Origin of the sequence: Klebsiella sp. AqSCr (assembly GCF_008452795.1) — a bacterium.
GTDB classification, from domain to species: domain Bacteria; phylum Pseudomonadota; class Gammaproteobacteria; order Enterobacterales; family Enterobacteriaceae; genus Klebsiella; species Klebsiella pneumoniae.
This window is the reverse complement of the sequence record NZ_MJDM01000004.1, coordinates 221,171-237,774: the sequence shown is the minus strand read 5'-3', so window position 1 is coordinate 237,774 and position 16,604 is coordinate 221,171. Positions and strand designations below refer to the sequence as shown.

Here is a 16,604-nt window from a genome sequence, read left to right as displayed (position 1 = left end):
ATCCACCTCCGTACCACAGGTTGGCCAGGACTATTTCTGATTACGGTTGGTAAATTCAGCCATGTTCTCTTTGGTGATCAGCTGATACGGCACGTCGATGATTTTTTCCACTTTCTCGCCGTTCGCCAGCTTGATGGCCGCGTCGACTGCGCCTTCACCCTGGCCTTTCGCATCCTGGAAGATGGTGGCGATCATCTTGCCGCTCTTCAGCATCTGCAGGGCATCCGGGGTGCCATCCACGCCGGCGATGAGAATATGGTTCGGGTTTTTGCCCAGCGCCTGCAGGGCGCCGATCGCCATTTCATCGTTGTTGGAGGCGATGGCCTGGATATCCTCACCGCTGGTCATCCAGTTGCTGACCACATCCACTGCGTCATTGCGGGTAAATTTCGCGGTCTGCTTCTGGACGATTTTGATGTTCGGGTATTTCGCTACCACCTCTTCCACCCCTTTGGTGCGGTCGCGAGTGGATTCATTCGCCAGGTCGCCGAGCAGGATCGCCACATTGCCCTTACCGTTCATCGCTTTCGCCAGCGCTTCCATCTGCAGACGGCCGGCGAGAATGGAGTCCGATCCCACATAGGCCATCTTGTCGGTCAGCTCCGCCTGCGGACGGCGGTTCACAAACACCAGCGGGATCCCGGCTTTGGTGGCCTGATCCATGATCGGTTTCACCGCGTTGGTATCCACCGGGTTGACGATAATGGCGTCCACCCCCTGGCCGATAAAGTTCTGTACCTGCTGCAGCTGCTGGGAGACATCCCCTTTCGCGTCCTCGATCTGCGATTTAACGCCATCTTTTTTCATCTCTTTTTGCATCGAGGTACGCAGGATCGTCAGGAAGTTATCGTCAAACAGCGCCATCGAGACGCCAATGGAGACATCTTTTGCCATAACCACCGCAGGCAGCATGCAGGCTAACAAAGAGGCAACAATCGTTTTCTTAATATTCATAGTTGATCCTTGATTTTGTAGGTACGCCGGTGAATGAAACAAAATGAAAAATTAATTTCAGTTACGTTGCGACAAATGTCTGCTGGTATATCGACGACGCTGCGGCACCTCTCGCACTCCATCGTGATCTAAATCACAAATAACGGCTGTTTTATCATCACTATTTTGAAACATCAGTCCATTTACGCCGCAACCTGGATTTCAGACCATTTATTTCATTAACAAGACATTTGAAACTTTTATAAGTAAATAACTGAAATGAAAATTTTAAAACCATGCAGTAACAGAATTTTGACAGACATCTAACATTGCCGCATAAATGAGCGAAAAATGAGAAGCAGACAACGCTTTGAAGCGATCTCTCCCGGCGGGGTTGGCATTTACCCGCCGGGGAAATCCGTGTTGTCAGGAAGGGAGGCGCCGCACGCCTTAGTCCACGTTCTCGGCGCTGTAGAGGATAAAGTCGACTTTACCGTCGGCATAGGTTTGCGGCTGGTAGCCGGACTCCAGATGGCGCAGCATCAGGTCGATCGCCAGCTGGGCGTGCTGGCGGGTGTTCTGATCGAGCGTTAACGCCAGGCTGCCCTTCGCCAGCTGCTGCCGGGTGGTGTTGTAACGCTCATGGGTGATCCAGCAGACGTCGCCTTCGCGGCGGTGGCGGGCCAGCGCCTCGGCAATCTGGGTATTGCCAAGCCCGGTGTTATAGATCCCAACAATATTCCGGCTGCGGCACAGGGCTTGCTCCACCAGGCGGGTGATCTGCTCCCGCCGCTCCTCGCCCGCCAGCACGTCGCTGAGCTGCAGGTGGGGAAAGCGCTGGCTCAGCACCTCGCGGAACCCCTGAATGCGCAGGCGATGCGCGCTGTAATCTTGCCGGCCGCTGACCATCAGCACCTCGCCGGGCCGCGGCGTCATTCTCCCCAGCATTAACCCCGCCGTGCGGCCAGCCTGCAGCTGATTGATCCCCACGTGGCAGAGTCGGTCGGCGCCGGGCAGGTCCGTCGCCAGGGTGATCGCCGGGACGCCAGCCTCCCGGCAGCGGCGCAGCGCGTCATGCACCGCGGGATGGTCATTGCCGAAGACGATGATCCCCTGACGTTGCTGGCAACTGCGCGCAATGCGCCGGGCCAGCGTCGTCGGCTGCGACTCCGGGACAAAGGTGCGGTGCAAGGTCAGACGGCGATAGCCGAGGCTATCCGCCACGGCGGCAAAATCCTGCGCCAGCTGCGGAAAGAAGAACGAGTCATTGCTGCTGAGAAAGACCTCAATCTGCCAGGGAAAGCGGTGCTCCTCCGGCAGGATCCGCTTCAGTCCCGCCTCGCGCGCCGCCTGCAGCACTTTGCGCGTGGTCTGCGGCGATACGCCGCCGCGCTCGTTCAGCACCCGGTCAACGGTGGCCACGCCGACGCCAATCTGTCTGGCCAGCATCGCCAGTGAAATGTTTTTCATCGCCCCTCTCTTCATGATGGAAATCCATCAAAACGGCAGTGTCAGTGAGTTTAGCAAACCGATTATGGTGGCAGCGTCCCCTCGCCATTCTGGAGAAAAAAATGATCTGCAAACGTTTTGCCCTGGTAGGCAGTGGTTTTATCGGTCAGGTTCATGCCGCCAGTCTTGCCCGTCATGAAGGAAGTGCGCTGACGATGGTGGCCGATGCCGCCCCGGAGCGCGCCCAGGCGCTGGCCGCCCGCTATGGCGCCCGGGCGGTGACCGTGAGCGAGGCGATCCATAGCGACGCCATCGACGCGGTGCTGATCGCCAGTTCAACCCCGTCGCATGCCGAACTGCTGGAAGCCGCCGCCCGGGCGGGCAAGGCGGTCTATTGTGAAAAACCGATCGACCTCTCCCTGGCGCGCGCCCGTGAGGTGGTGGAGCGGGTGCTCCCCCTGAACGTGCCGGTCACTGTCGGCTTTAACCGGCGCTTCGACAGCAGCCATCAGCAGCTCCGCCGCCAGCTGGAGCAAGGGCTGATCGGCCGGGTCGAGCTGGTGCAGATGGTCTGCCGCGCCTCCAGCATGCCGCCGCTCGACTATCTGCGCAGCTCCGGCGGCCAGATGCGCGATCAGGCGATCCACTTCTTCGATCTCCTGCGCTTTCTCACTGGCGATGAAGTGCGCACCGTAGCAGCGATGGGCGCGGCGCTGGCCCTGCCGGACATTGCCGAATTTGGCGATGTCGACACCTCCATCCTGATGATGCAGATGCGCGGCGGTGCGCTGGCGCAGCTGGACAATACCCGCCGCACCGGCCACGGGTACGATGAACGGATCACCCTGCTGGGCGCCGAAGACGCGCTGGAGTCCGGTAGCCAGTCGCCGGCGGGCCCTACCCTGTGGCGCGGCAATCAGCGCATTGAGCCGGGCCTGTGGCCAGACTGGTTCAGCCGGGTACAGGGATCTTATTACCAGCATCTTGACGCCTTTATTCGCTCCCTGAATGGTGAAACCGTCGCCGACCTGCCCGGCCTGCTGGACGGCCTGCAGGCGCAGGCCATTGCCGAAGCGGCGGTTCAGTCCCTGCAGCATGGACAGTTTGTCGCCGTCGACGACTGTCGCTGAGCGGGTGCGAGGCAACCGCTATCAGGCGCTGTACCAGCCTTTATGCCGGGCGGCGGCGATGCCTTGCCCGGCCTACATAACACAGGCATTAATACATTGTGCTATCAAACGGTTGCAGTAAAATCGTAGGCCCGTGCAAGCGCAGCGCCGCCGGGCAAGGACAGCGGGCGCGGAGCCGCTTTTATGCCGGGCGGCGGCAACGCCTTGCCCGGCCTACATAACACAGGCACTAATCTGATTTAATATCAAACGGTTGCATTGATATCCCAGGCCCGCGCAAGCGCAGCGCCGCCGGGCAACAGACATCAGGCATCGTACGCGTCCTTTTGCCGGGCAATGGCAGATACGCTCGCGCTATCTGCAAACCAATGCCCGGCCGGCTCCTTAACGTTCTTCGTTAAACACCGCGCCCACCTGGCGCCGCACCTCATCCATCACCTGCAGATTCTGCAGCACCCGACTGAGCGGCCGCAGCGGCGAGTCCTGCAACCCCTGTCCGATGCACCAGGCAAAATGCTCCGCCTGCCAGAACAGCTGGTCGTAGCGATTGCGCGGCTCTTCCCAGCGCAGCACCTGCCCGCCCTGGCTGGCGGCGAGCGTGAAGCCGCCGGGGGCGTAAAACTGGCCGTCGATCGTCAGGGTCGCCTGGCGTCCGGCCACCACCGCCCCGCCCGGCGTGTTGCTGAACAAAGTGGTGTTTAACAACCCCTGCATCCCGTTCTGCCAGCCGAACAGCATCGACGTCTGACCGTTCAGCCCCTCCGCCGTGTCGCTGCCGCGGGCGACAATCTCCTGCGGCATGCCGCCCACCATCAGCGCAAACGAGGTCACATAGCTGCCGAGATCCATCATCGGCCCGCCGGCAAGATCGGCATTGAAGATGCGGTGGTCGCGGGTGAAATACTCGCCGTGATCGGCCAGCAGGGTATGCAGGTCGCCGAGCGCCCCATCCTCCAGCAGCTGGCGGATCACATCATATTTCGGCGCGTAATCGCACCACATTGCCTCCAGCGCCAGCTTCTCCTGGCGGGCGGCTTCGGCCTGCAGCTCACGCCCTTCGCCGAGGTTGAGGGCGAAGGGCTTCTCAATCAGCACGTGTTTACCCGCCTTCAGCGCCTGCATGCCGTCGGGAAAGTGATGGTTGTGCGGCGTCGCAATATACACCGCATCAATATCCGGACGCGCCAGCATCTCCTCCACCTGGCCGTAAGCCTGGGGGATCCCCCATTCCGCGGCCACCCGGTCGGCCTTCGCCTGGCTGCGGGAAGCCACGGCCACCACCTGCTGCCGGCTGTAGGTTTTCAATGAGTGCACAAAGCGCTCGGCGATCCAGCCAGGACCGATAATGCCCCAGCGCAGGATGGGAATGCTCTGCGCCGCCGGGCGGCGCGGGGTTGGTAAGTGTGACGGAAACATAGCGGCTCCTTAGTCTTTAACCACGTTCACCCAGCGACGGCTGGCCATCGAGGCTTCAATCGCCGACAGCACGCGCTGATTCTGCAAACCAAATTCAAAGTTGGGATAGCAGTCGCCCTCCCCGCAAATCCCCTGCACCAGGTCATGCACTTCGATCACCTTGACGTCAAAATAGCCCAGCCCGCCGCCGCCAAAATCGAAGCCGAAGAAGCCGGCATAGGCCGGGATCTGGCTCCCGGCATACAGCGTCTTAAAGCCGCGGTCATGTTTATCATCGTTGAAGCGATAGACCTGCAGCTCGTTAAAGCGCTCCCCGTCCATATACAGCGTGCCTTCGGTGCCGGAGACCTCCCAGAACACGCCGAAGATCCGCCCGGCGGCGATGCGCGAGGCCTCAATCACCCCCGCGGCGCCGCTGTCGAAATTGACCAGGCACTGAACCTGATCGTCATTTTCCACTTCCCGCCACTCGGCATCGGCCGCGACCCGGCTGGCATACCCGGCATCGGTCTGCGGCACCGGACGCTGGCGCAGGCAGGTTTGCGCGCTGGCGGTCACTTCACGGATCCCGCCCAGCAAAAACTGGGCGACGGACAGGGTATGGGCGCCGAGGTCGCCAAGCGCCCCGCTGCCGCCGAGGGTTTTCGAGCAGCGCCAGGACCAGGGCAGGTTCGGGTCGTTATAAAACCCCTGATCAAAGGTGCCGCGAAAGCGCACCGGTTCGCCAATATCGCCCCGGGCGATAATCTGCTTTGCCAGCAGCGCCGCCGGCGTTTTGATGTTGTTAAAGGCCACCATGGTCTTCACCCCCGCGCGCCGTGCCGCCTGCGCCATCTCCTGCGCCTGCTGCTCATTGACCGCCAGCGGCTTCTCGCAATAGACATGTTTACCCGCCGCGATCGCCGCCATCGCCATTGTGTAGTGCAGATGGTTCGGCGAGGTGATATCCACCACATCAACCTGCGGATCGTTTACCAGCTCGCGCCAGTCGCCGTAGGCCTTTTCCGCCCCCAGTTTCGCCGCATGGCGTTCGGCCATCGCCTGATCCTGATCCGCCAGCGCGTAGAGATGCGGGCGCTTGGGCAGATCGGGATAGAACATCGCCGCGCGACGGTAAGCGTCAGCGTGTGCCTGCCCCATAAAACCTGAGCCGATAAGGCCGATATTTAACCGCGCGCTCATGATGCGTACTCCTCTGACGATGAAGGGGAAGATAAATGGTGCGCCAGCCAGGCATAGGCGCGGCTGGCGGTGGCCAGCGGCGGCGCCATCGCCGGGTCCTGCTCGGCTTCGATAATCAGCCAGCCGCGGTAGTCGCTGTCCCGTACAAAGTCGAGGATCGGCGCATAGTCGATGCAGCCGTCGCCTGGGATGGTAAACAGCCCGGCGCGCACCGCCTCGTTAAAGCTCAGGTTTTCACGATACAGACGCCCCAGCACCTGCGGACGCACGTCTTTCAGATGCAGATGGCGGATACGGTGGCCATATTTGTGCAGTACGCGCGGGATCTCGACCCCGGCGACAAAGGCGTGCCCGGTATCAAACGCCAGCCCGACGTTGTCATGGGTGTGAGACAGAAACCGCTCCAGCTCGTCATCGTGCTCCACCAGCATCATCAGATGATGGTGATAGGCCAGCTGGAGGTCATAGTCGCGCAGCAGCAGGTCGGCAAAGGTATTCAGCTTGTGGCAATACGCCGCCAGGCTGACGCGGCTTAACGGCGGCGAGAGCGAAATAGGCTCATCAAGCGGGGTTTCACCTGGCAGTTGCCCGCACTCGCCGTAAACCATCACCTTCGCGCCGAGCTGCCGGAGGAGCTGGGCGTGCTCCCGCACCGCCTCCAGCTCCGCTTCCACGCTGCGGTCGGCCAGCATGCCGCTGTACCAGCCGGACGCCAGGCGCAGGTCAGCCGCCGCCAGCATCGAGCCCAGGGTTGCTGCCTGGCGGGGAAATTTCCGTCCTAACTCAATGCCCTGATAGCCCGCCTCCCGCGCCTCGCGCAGGCAGGTATCCAGGGGAATATCACCGCCTAAATCCTCGAGTACATCGTTGGTCCAGCACAGGGGGCTCACGCCCCACCGCAGTTGCTCTGTCGCCATCTTGTTCTCCTTTCCACCCTGTGGTCTTGTCTGGCGTCACTATAAGCAGGTGACGACCGACGATGAAAACGGAGAAATGATGGAAATCCATCATTGCGCTGGCGGTATATTCGCTATTTCAGGTAACCCTGAAAAATAAATGGAAATAATGCTTGCCGCCGGCTTATTTTGCGGATAAAAATTACTGGCTTAATAACCCGCTTCAGAGGTTATCCCTTTCATTCGAAATATGATGATAGCAATATGAAAAAAACTCAACACCGCACCAGCGCGGGCTTTTGCCGTGCGCCAAGGACAGGCCTGCTGTTATTTGCCTGAATGACACATAGCCGCTTTTAAAACATCAAATAATTAACATTCTCTCTGCAATAATATGACAAGCAGTGGGAAGGTTGGCTTGCGAAATAAGCATGAAACTTTGATGTTTTACTAATAAATAACCCCAGAGCCTCTTGCTAATTACTTATCAGGACTGGTTGGGTTATTTTATTCTGACGCCAACGGGAGAATACAACAACGTGTATCCCTCTCTATGGCCCGGCACGCTGCTATCGCGATGAGAAACAATAAGATGAATAAGACCTGGCTTTTCACCACCCTGACCCTGGCGCTGGTCGCCGCCGCGCCGGCCCACGCCATTAGCGCGAAATACCGGGAACAGCTTGAACGTTCCGGCTGCACGCAGATGACCGATGGGACCACCTGCGATATTCATAAAACCAAAGCCGAGAATGCCGCCGCCGCGCAGCACGCCAGCAGCGGCTTCGCCCCCTGGGTAGGCACCTGGTATGTTTATACGGAGTATGGCGATAAAATTGATGAGATTACCGTCACCGCTAAAACGGTGAAAACCCGCGGCCATCTGGTTGAGGCGGCGAAAGCCAGCCAGGGTAAACTGACCTTCCGGGTGAAAAGCTCAGCCTTTACGCTGAACGACGCCTTTAACGGCGTATGGGCAAACGGCAGCCAGCGCGGCACGTTGCAAAAAGTCCTGTAATAACATCGCTCTGCCGACAGGCCGGGGATAATGCAGACAGAACCTCCCGGCGCAGGCCGGGAGGGAGTGCAACGGATTACTTCTGCGGACGCATGGCCGGGAAGAGGATCACGTCGCGGATGGTATGGCTGTTGGTAAACAGCATCACCATGCGGTCGATACCAATACCCAGACCCGCAGTCGGCGGCAGGCCGTACTCGAGGGCGGTCACGTAGTCTTCGTCGTAGAACATCGCTTCGTCATCGCCCGCCGCTTTGGCGTTCACCTGATCCTGGAAGCGCTGCGCCTGGTCTTCGGCATCGTTCAGCTCGCTGAAACCGTTACCGATTTCGCGGCCGCCGATGAAGAATTCAAAGCGGTCAGTGATTTCCGGGTTGACGTCGTTACGGCGCGCCAGCGGAGAAACTTCCGCCGGGTATTCGGTGATGAAGGTCGGCTGAATCAGATGCGCTTCCGCCACTTCGTCAAAGATTTCGGTAACTATGCGTCCCAGCCCCCAGCTTTTCTCTACCTGAATACCGATAGATTCCGCCAGCGCTTTCGCCGCGTCGAAGTTATCCAGATCCGCCATGTTGGTTTCCGGACGGTGTTTCTTGATCGCTTCCCGCATGGTCAGTTTTTCAAACGGCTTGCCGAAATCAAACACCTGGTCGCCATACGGCACTTCGGTTTTGCCCAGCACCGTCTGCGCCAGGGTGCGGAACAGCGACTCGGTCAGTTCGATCAGGTCTTTGTAGTCCGCATACGCCATATACAGTTCCATCATGGTGAACTCTGGGTTATGGCGTACCGAGATCCCTTCGTTGCGGAAGTTACGGTTGATTTCAAACACGCGTTCAAAACCGCCAACCACCAGACGTTTCAGATACAGTTCCGGCGCGATGCGCAGGTACATATCGAGATCCAGGGCGTTGTGATGGGTAATGAACGGACGGGCTGACGCACCGCCAGGGATCACCTGCATCATCGGCGTTTCGACTTCCATAAAGCCGCGGGCCACCATGAACTGGCGCATGGTGGCGAGGATCTGCGAACGGATACGGAACGTATGACGCGACTCTTCGTTGGCGATCAGATCCAGATAGCGCTGGCGATAGCGAACTTCCTGATCCTGCAGGCCGTGAAATTTATCCGGCAGCGGGCGCAGGGCTTTGGTCAGCAGGCGCAGCTCGGTGCAGTGGATCGAGAGTTCGCCGGTTTGCGTTTTGAACAGCTTGCCGCGGGCGGCGATGATATCGCCGAGGTCCCATTTCTTAAACTGTTCGTTGTAGACGCCTTCCGGCAGGTCATCGCGCGCCGCGTACAGCTGAATGCGGCCGCCGACGTCCTGGAGGGTGACGAAGGAGGCTTTGCCCATCACGCGACGGGTCATCATCCGACCAGCCACCGCAACTTCAACGTTCAGGGAAGCGAGTTCATCGTTGTCCTTCGCATCGAATTCAGCATGCAATTGGTCAGAGGTATGATCGCGACGGAAATCGTTGGGGAAAGCTACGCCCTGCTCACGCAGCGCAGCCAGTTTTTCGCGACGAGCTTTCAGTTCATTATTAAGGTCAATGGCCTCATCGGCACCTTGTGCTTGTTGTTCAGACATATGGATTCCTCATAACCTTGCTTTCAAACTAGCTTCGATAAATTGAACCAGGTCACCCTTCCGCGCGGCCTGTCTCTGGGAAGACACCAGAGCACAATCTTAACGATCCTGGATTCACTCCAAGCTGATCTCACTCAGCTATGGCTTCAGTAACGGTATTTTTTATCGTTGGCCTCCGCGCATGCCAGAATATCCTCCTCCTGTTCACTAAGCTGTGCAAGGAGCGACTTCGCGCTCCGCTGTTGAGGTAATGCCCCCGGTCGCGCTGCGCTTACCGGGGCTACGAATCGCGGCCCGGACAAGGTGTTTACGCCACGAGCCGGGACGAGCGTCAGGCGCCGCCGCCGGTAATTTCACCGGCAGCCGCACGACGTTTGCCAACGCTACAGGCCGCGGCAAAGGCGATAATGACCATCACCGCCACGCAGCCGAGGGTCCATTCGCCCATCTGCGCGAAGAAATGCTGATAGGCGGCAATCGCCGTATCGCTGATTTGCGATTCGGTGGTTTGCTGGGCGACCACGCCCGCCAGCCAGTTGGCCACCGCGCCGGTGGCCAGCATATAAATGCCGGTCAATACGCCGGTGACGCCGGGCATGTTCAGACGGGTGATTTGCGCCATCGCCACCGGGTCGATAAACAGTTCGGCAAAGCCCATCATCGCCAGCCCGGCGACCATCATGCCCATTGAGGCCTGACCGTCAGCCGCGCCATGGCGGGCATTGAGCGCCAGCAGCATAAAGCCGCCGCCCATCAGCAGCAGGCCGAAAGAAAATTTCAGCCAGACGCGCAGCACAGAACGCACGCTGCCTTCCGGGCGCATCAGCCACGCCAGCACCACGCCGGCCGCCATCACCGCTATCGCGTTAACTGACTGGAACAGCGCGGTCGGCACGTCCCAGTTCAGCAGACGACGATTGACGAAGTGGTCGATAAACAGGCTAATCGAGCTCCCGCCCTGCTGCGCCAGCACCCAGAACAGCGTTCCGGCGAGCATCAGCAGGACGATCTGCCACAGCGCGCGTCGATGCTCCGGGGCTTTGATCATGATCCGCGCCACCATCTGGGCGGCGAACAGGCAGACGATCGCCAGCAGATAGCCGGACCAGTTGTTTTGCAGCAGTAGAGTGAAAAATACCGGCGCCAGGCAGAGCATCACCAGCAGCCAGCCCCAGGTCGGCAGCACAAACTTAACCGCCCGCAGCGCCGGTTTATCGACGCCGCGGGTATGCCGGAAGTGGCGGCTGCCGCTTAAGAAAATCATCAGGCCGATAAACATACCGATCCCCGCAAGGGCGAAGCCGATATGCCAGCCGTACCACTGCGCCGCCAGTCCGCAGGCGATGGGCGCGGCAATCGAGCCGACGTTGCCGGCGGCGTACAGCAGCGAGAAACCGCCGTCGCGACGCGGGTCGTCGTGAGCGTACAGTTCGCCGAGCAGGCAGCTGATATTGGATTTAAACAGGCCGTAGCCGCAGATGATGATCGCCAGCGCGACGTACAAACTCCATGCGGAGGTCGACTCAACGCCCAGCACCACATGGCCGAGGGTCATCAACAGCGCCCCGGCAATTACCGCCGTGCGGTTGCCGAGCAGGCGGTCGGCAAGCCAGCCGCCGAGAATAGGGGTAACGTAAACCAGAGATGCGTAAGCGCTGAACAGGCTGATGGCGTGGCTGTCGTCGAAGCCAAGCTGGTGGGTAAGGTAAAGGATGAGTAAGGCGCGCATGCCGTAAAAGCTGAAGTACTCCCAGATCTGGATCGCAACGATGTAGTAAATCGCGCGCGGCTGTGAGGGTGTTTTCATGTGTTCTCCTTGCAGCGTGAAAAAGGGAAGTGGCAAGCCACTTCCCTGGTGTGCGTCTATTACTTGTTATTCTCTTCTTTCAGCACTTTAACGGTGTAACGACCATCCGCCTGACGATAGGCGCCGTGGATATCGGTTTCGAAGCCTGGATAGTGGGCGCCGATTTCGCACAGCATCTGCAGGAACTCCAGCACCGGACGGCTCTCTTCGGTGATCATCTCACCCGGCATCACCAGCGGCACTCCCGGAGGATACGGCAGGATCATGTTGGCGTTGACGCGGCCGACCATCTCTTCGAGATACACTTCTTCCGTCTGACCGTGCAGCTCTTTCTGGAACGCGGCATACGGGGTCATCACCATCGATGGCAGCACTTCAAACGCGCGGAACATCAGATCCGGCAGGTTGTGATGCTCAATCAGTTTGTGAATGTTCTGCGCGAGGTCCTGAATACGCATGTTTTCATAGAATTCAGGATCTTCACGGTACAGCGACGGCAGCATGTTTTTCACCCGCAGGTTCAGGTCGAACGCGCGTTTGAAGTCGGTCAGCGCACGCAGCAGGCTCAGCGCTTTAGTCTTATCGATACCGATACTGAACAGGAACAGCAGGTTGTACGGACCGGTTTTCTCTACCACGATGCCGTGTTCGTCGAGGTATTTCGCCACGATGCTTGCCGGAATACCGAAGTCATCCATGGTGCCGTCTTTCTTCATCCCCGGAGTCAGCAGCGTGACTTTGATCGGGTCGAGGTACATGTGTTCATTATCGATGTTTTTGAAACCATGCCATGCGCTGTCGGAACGCAGCGGCCAGCATTCAGGACCATCGATATGCTCCGGCTGCCAGACGTCGAAGAACCAGCCGTCAGACTCACCTTTCAGACGTTTGATCTCTTTACGGAACTTGATGGAACGTTCAATAGAGCCGTCGATCAGACGCTTACCAGCGTTCCCCTTCATCATCGCCGCCGCGGTTTCGGTGGAGGCCACGATCCCGTAGTGTGGAGAGGTGGTGGTGTGCATCATGTAGGCTTCGTTGAAGGTCTCTTCGTTTACGTCGCCTTTCACGTGGATCATCGACGCCTGGGAGAACGCCGCCAGCAGTTTGTGCGTGGACTGGGTTTCATAAATCACTTTCCCTTCGACGCGGCCGCCGCTCATCCCGCATTTGCCTTCATAGATCGGCGAGAAGTTGGTGTAAGGCACCCACGCGGAGTCAAAGTGGATGGATTTCACATCCAGGGTTTTCTTGATGAAGTCGGTGTTATACAGCAGACCATCGTAAGTCGAGTTGGTGATAACCGCGTGTACCGGCCAGGTCGCGTTCGGCGTCTCTTTCACACGCTTGGCGATAGTCGCGTGCTGGAATTCGCTCTGCGGAATACCGCCGAGGATACCGTAGGCGTTACGGGTCGGACGGAAGTAGATCGGCGTAATGTCGCTCATCATCATCAGGTGAGTCAGCGATTTGTGGCAGTTACGGTCAATCAGCACGGTGCTGCCGGCCGGCGCGGAGTACATGCCGACGATTTTGTTAGCGGTAGAAGTACCGTTGGTCACCATGTAGCTGCGTTCTGCGTTAAACACGCGAGCGATATACTCTTCCGCTTCTTTGTGCGGGCCGCTGTGGTCCAGCAGGGAACCCAGTTCAGAAACCGAAATGGAGATATCGGATTTCATGGTGTTGGAGCCAAAGAAATCGTAGAAGATGCTGCCTACCGGGCTTTTCTGGAACGCGGTACCGCCCATGTGGCCTGGGGTACAGAAGGTATATTTACCTTCACGGACATATTTGAACAGCGCTTTGGTCAGCGGCGGCAGAATGGTGTCGATGTATTCGTCAGTGTTCTGTTTGATTTTGTTCGCGATATCTTCCGCAGCGCCCAGCGCATATTCGAAGAAGCGAACCTGCATGCGCAGATCGTTCAGGCTAACGTCCAGAGTGGAGTAGGTGTTAGCGAACGCATACAGCGGCATGTACTCGTTCATTTTGCTGATTTCTTCGCACAGTTCGAGATTGTATTTATCCCAGTCGAAGATCACGCCGCACAGACGAGAGTTGTTTTCAATAAGTTTTAATAAGTCGTCACGGTCGTTCGGGTAGACAATACGGAAGTCCAGGCGTTCGAGAGCACGATGCAGTTCACGGATGGGTTCTTCTTTGAAGTAAACCCCCATGTGATTCATGATTGCAATAACGTTCATAGTCAAATCTCCAGATGTAGAAAGCCCCTCCCGTCGCGTGATGACAGGTGATGGAAGGAGCCTCAGGAAAACGGGTTGCTGATTAGTGCGCGTTAGCGGTGGTGTTGTTATCCGATGCGTTGTTCTGGCGCTGGTGCATTTTGCGACCGTAGAACATCAGGATAATCAGGCTAACGATGAAAGTGCCGGCCAGTTCGAAGGAGCTTGCGCCCATCAGCGCGATGAAGCAGAACACGCAACCCAGTACCGAACAAATCAGGCTAACGAAGTTACGGATGTTGATGCCTTCGAAACGAATCAGGTCAACACAGGAGTAGAAGTAAGGCAGCATGGTCAGCAGTACCGCGATACCGGTCAGTTCGCCGAACAGGTCAGAGGCTTTACCACCGGCGGAGTTCATCAGGGTAATCAGCACCATCAGCGCGGTCATTTTCACTGCGGCCAGCAGCAGGCCTTTTTTCGGAATACCGTTGTTATCAACTTCGCCATACACTTTCGGGAAGTTACCGTCGTTGGCGGCACGTACACCGGCCTGGCCAACCAGCATCATCCACGAGCCCAGAGAAGTCAGGCAGGCAAAGGCGGTGAAAGCGGATACCATCGGTGCAGCCCAGCCGCCGAGGATGGTAGAGGCGCTAATTGCGAACGGCGCACCGGACGCGGCCATCTGAGAAGCAGGATACATACCGGCGATAACCTGAGTCGCGGCGATGTAGACGATACCGGCCATCGCAGTGCCCAGCATGGTAGCCAGCGGCACGGTACGTTTCGGGTTTTTCACCATCCCGGTACTCACGGCGGCGGATTCTACGCCAACGAAGGCCCACAGGCAGAGCAGGATACTTTTAATAACCGCGTGGCTATCGGTGGTGCTGGAGGTATTCCAGTTCGCCTGATAGGTAGCGACATCAAACCAGTGCCAGCCGACGACCGCGGTCATGACTACCGGAATAAGCACCAGTACCAGACCAATAGTGGTCAGACGGCTGACCCAGGTCCCGCCGAGCATATTAACGAAAGTAAAGATCCACACGATGGCAATACAGGCAATACCTGCTGGCACCGGGTTATTTAAAATTGGGAAGAACGTAGAGAGATAAGAAACTGCGGTAATCCCGATGGCCAGGTTACCAATCCAGTTTGCATGATAATAAAGGACACCGGTCTGGAAACCGAATGCCGGAGATATTTCGCCAGCGTAGGCAATAGGACCGCCCTGCTGCGGGTTTTTAGTGGCCAGTCGGGCATAAACATAAGCCAGAGACATCGCACCAATAATTGAAATCACCCAGCCCCAAATGGCAATACCACCGATGCTGGCCAGGTTCGCAGGTAATAATGCAATCCCGCTCCCCATCATATTACCGGCGACGACACCGGTACAGGCAAATAGCCCGATCTTCTTGGCAGAACTCATGGTTGTTTTTCTCCTAAGTTTATTTGGGAGGTACAGATCATGATACAGAACCATTAATTGACCCGACCAACTGCCAACAAGATTACTGATTTGTACGAGATAAGTCCTAAAGATAAAGTGATATAAAAACAAACATCAGACAAATGATATTTTGACCTTTTTCGCTTAACATATAAACATGACAACAGGGTGTCAGAAAAAGATAAACATCGTTGTATTACAGTGAGTTAGAAGAAGGAGAACGTGTTATCTGGCTGTTATTTAAAGCCTCCCGAATGCTAAATAAAAATAACAACAAGAGGCTTCATGAGAAACATAAATTTAACCTCACCATGCCCAAAACCTTGCACATGATGAGGGTTTACTTATTCTGAAGAGAGAAAGTTGTCGAGATATGGAACGACTCGGTTAACCGACGTCTGGAAAACCCCATTTTCAATCCAGTACAGGGTATCTTCGCCAGGACGTAAATTAAACGCCGTGATGTAAGAATCGGCAGCCAGACGGTTCTCACCTTTCATCTCATAGACTTTGCCTAACAGCACATAATTTAGCCATGACATCTCTAAATCAATCGCACTATTAATTGCGGTATTTGCTTCGTCGACTTTGCCCTTCCCCAATGAATCCACCGCTTTTATTTGATAATAAATCGCCATGTCTTTTATACCCGGCATCGCCCCTACCCGCTCGACTTCACTGTAGAGGGCGGCCAGCTGTTTATCGTCCAGCGGCTGTTGCGAATGGCGCAATACATCCACCAGCGTTTTTTCGGCATAGGCGTAAATAAAATCCGGCGCCCGCTTAATCACATCATCCAGCAGGCTACTGGCCTTACTTAATGAATCGACGTCGCCCTTCATTAACAGCTGATGCGACTGGTAGAAATAGGTTAACGCCACGCTTTGCGAGGGCTGATATTGCCTGAGCATCGCCTGCATTCGCGCCGGCCACGGCTGCGCCAGGGCATCCGACAGGCTGTTCATCAGATCGTTCTGGATGGTCAGCTGGTTATCGTTGGTCACAAAGTAGCGCTTATCCAGCATCGTCGAGCTGTCGGCGTTGTCCACCAGCTGGACCGACATAAAGCACTGCTGCGCCCGATAATGGCGCTGATTAACGAACTCAATGGTCAGCGTTTTGCCGGAACTGCTTGGTTCATTGATGTTGTAGCCCGTTTTGTCATGCACCATAAAGGTCGAGAAGGTGTTCAGCGAGGTGGTGATCAGGCTGGCCAGTCCAACGGCGTAGGAGTGCTGCGACGACCAGTTAGCGCAGGAGTTGCCATTCACCAGGTGGATATCGATATCGCGCGGATTGAGCAGCAGACGCGCCTTGTTGACCGGCGGCCGCGATTCCATGCTCGACAGCGCCACCAGCGCCACGCAGGTGCCCAGCGCCAACAGGAACAGCCCCCACACCAGGGCGGTAGTGAGGCGCTTGCGGCCTGACGGCGCGCTGGCCACGGTAGGAGCCGGTGGCGGCGCGGCGGCATCAGGGAGAGGGACAGAGACGTCGGATGGCGCACCGGCGGCCGGCGGCGCCGGAAAGGCGG

At 57.5% G+C, this 16,604-nt stretch carries 12 protein-coding genes; 2 read left to right on the top strand and 10 right to left on the bottom strand.

The window, feature by feature from the left end; genetic code table 11:
- Positions 1–30: 30 nt before the first annotated feature.
- Complete coding sequence (locus tag BHE81_RS03725) at positions 31–954, bottom strand: sugar ABC transporter substrate-binding protein (protein ID WP_002892597.1); 924 nt, start codon at positions 952–954, stop codon at positions 31–33.
- Positions 955–1,383: 429 nt separating this feature from the next.
- Complete coding sequence (locus tag BHE81_RS03720; protein ID WP_004191476.1) at positions 1,384–2,403, bottom strand: LacI family DNA-binding transcriptional regulator; 1,020 nt, start codon at positions 2,401–2,403, stop codon at positions 1,384–1,386.
- Positions 2,404–2,504: 101 nt separating this feature from the next.
- Here BHE81_RS03720 and BHE81_RS03715 point away from each other — a divergent pair, with 101 nt between their 5' ends.
- Entirely contained in the window at positions 2,505–3,512 is a 1,008-nt protein-coding gene (locus BHE81_RS03715; protein WP_149888784.1) for a Gfo/Idh/MocA family oxidoreductase, read from the top strand.
- Between the two features lie 384 nt (positions 3,513–3,896).
- Here BHE81_RS03715 and BHE81_RS03710 read toward each other — a convergent pair whose 3' ends face one another.
- The 3 genes from BHE81_RS03710 to iolE are packed head-to-tail and all read right to left on the bottom strand — an operon-like array spanning position 3,897 to position 7,027.
- Positions 3,897–4,928, bottom strand: a complete 1,032-nt coding sequence (locus BHE81_RS03710) for a Gfo/Idh/MocA family protein (RefSeq protein ID WP_021463030.1) — start codon at positions 4,926–4,928, stop codon at positions 3,897–3,899.
- A gap of 9 nt (positions 4,929–4,937) precedes the next feature.
- Positions 4,938–6,110 (bottom strand): Gfo/Idh/MocA family protein, encoded by a 1,173-nt coding sequence (locus tag BHE81_RS03705; protein WP_004142667.1) that lies wholly within the window; start codon positions 6,108–6,110, stop codon positions 4,938–4,940.
- Positions 6,107–7,027 (bottom strand): myo-inosose-2 dehydratase, encoded by a 921-nt coding sequence (gene iolE, locus BHE81_RS03700; protein WP_016946539.1) that lies wholly within the window; start codon positions 7,025–7,027, stop codon positions 6,107–6,109. The genes BHE81_RS03705 and iolE overlap by 4 nt, the downstream gene beginning before the upstream one ends.
- A 571-nt stretch (positions 7,028–7,598) precedes the next feature.
- Between iolE and BHE81_RS03695 the strand changes: the two genes are divergently transcribed.
- Entirely contained in the window at positions 7,599–8,024 is a 426-nt protein-coding gene (locus BHE81_RS03695) for a hypothetical protein (protein ID WP_023342956.1), read from the top strand.
- Positions 8,025–8,100: 76 nt separating this feature from the next.
- On the opposite strand, the gene lysS is transcribed toward BHE81_RS03695, so the two are convergent.
- The 5 genes from lysS to cadC all read right to left on the bottom strand — a co-directional run.
- Positions 8,101–9,618, bottom strand: coding sequence for a lysine--tRNA ligase (lysS, locus tag BHE81_RS03690; protein WP_023342957.1), 1,518 nt, complete (start codon positions 9,616–9,618; stop codon positions 8,101–8,103).
- Positions 9,619–9,949: 331 nt separating this feature from the next.
- Positions 9,950–11,425, bottom strand: coding sequence for a dipeptide permease DtpD (dtpD, locus tag BHE81_RS03685; protein ID WP_004151795.1), 1,476 nt, complete (start codon positions 11,423–11,425; stop codon positions 9,950–9,952).
- A 59-nt stretch (positions 11,426–11,484) separates the two neighbouring features.
- Positions 11,485–13,632, bottom strand: coding sequence for a lysine decarboxylase CadA (gene cadA, locus BHE81_RS03680; protein ID WP_002892486.1), 2,148 nt, complete (start codon positions 13,630–13,632; stop codon positions 11,485–11,487).
- An 82-nt stretch (positions 13,633–13,714) separates the two neighbouring features.
- Positions 13,715–15,049: a cadaverine/lysine antiporter gene (gene cadB / locus BHE81_RS03675; protein ID WP_002892484.1), complete on the bottom strand. Its 1,335-nt coding sequence runs from the start codon at positions 15,047–15,049 to the stop codon at positions 13,715–13,717.
- Between the two features lie 365 nt (positions 15,050–15,414).
- Positions 15,415–16,604 (bottom strand): lysine decarboxylation/transport transcriptional activator CadC (gene cadC, locus BHE81_RS03670; protein WP_149888785.1); only part of this gene is annotated, 1,190 nt, incomplete at its 5' end.

Coding starts and splice junctions, on each gene's coding strand:
- BHE81_RS03705 (WP_004142667.1), bottom strand. CDS start 6,110: ATGAGCGCGCGGTTAAATATCGGCCTTATCGGCTCAGGTTTTATGGGG.
- BHE81_RS03715 (WP_149888784.1), top strand. CDS start 2,505: ATGATCTGCAAACGTTTTGCCCTGGTAGGCAGTGGTTTTATCGGTCAG.
- BHE81_RS03710 (WP_021463030.1), bottom strand. CDS start 4,928: ATGTTTCCGTCACACTTACCAACCCCGCGCCGCCCGGCGGCGCAGAGC.
- cadA (WP_002892486.1), bottom strand. CDS start 13,632: ATGAACGTTATTGCAATCATGAATCACATGGGGGTTTACTTCAAAGAA.
- BHE81_RS03725 (WP_002892597.1), bottom strand. CDS start 954: ATGAATATTAAGAAAACGATTGTTGCCTCTTTGTTAGCCTGCATGCTG.
- iolE (WP_016946539.1), bottom strand. CDS start 7,027: ATGGCGACAGAGCAACTGCGGTGGGGCGTGAGCCCCCTGTGCTGGACC.
- BHE81_RS03720 (WP_004191476.1), bottom strand. CDS start 2,403: ATGAAAAACATTTCACTGGCGATGCTGGCCAGACAGATTGGCGTCGGC.
- lysS (WP_023342957.1), bottom strand. CDS start 9,618: ATGTCTGAACAACAAGCACAAGGTGCCGATGAGGCCATTGACCTTAAT.
- BHE81_RS03695 (WP_023342956.1), top strand. CDS start 7,599: ATGAATAAGACCTGGCTTTTCACCACCCTGACCCTGGCGCTGGTCGCC.
- cadB (WP_002892484.1), bottom strand. CDS start 15,049: ATGAGTTCTGCCAAGAAGATCGGGCTATTTGCCTGTACCGGTGTCGTC.
- dtpD (WP_004151795.1), bottom strand. CDS start 11,425: ATGAAAACACCCTCACAGCCGCGCGCGATTTACTACATCGTTGCGATC.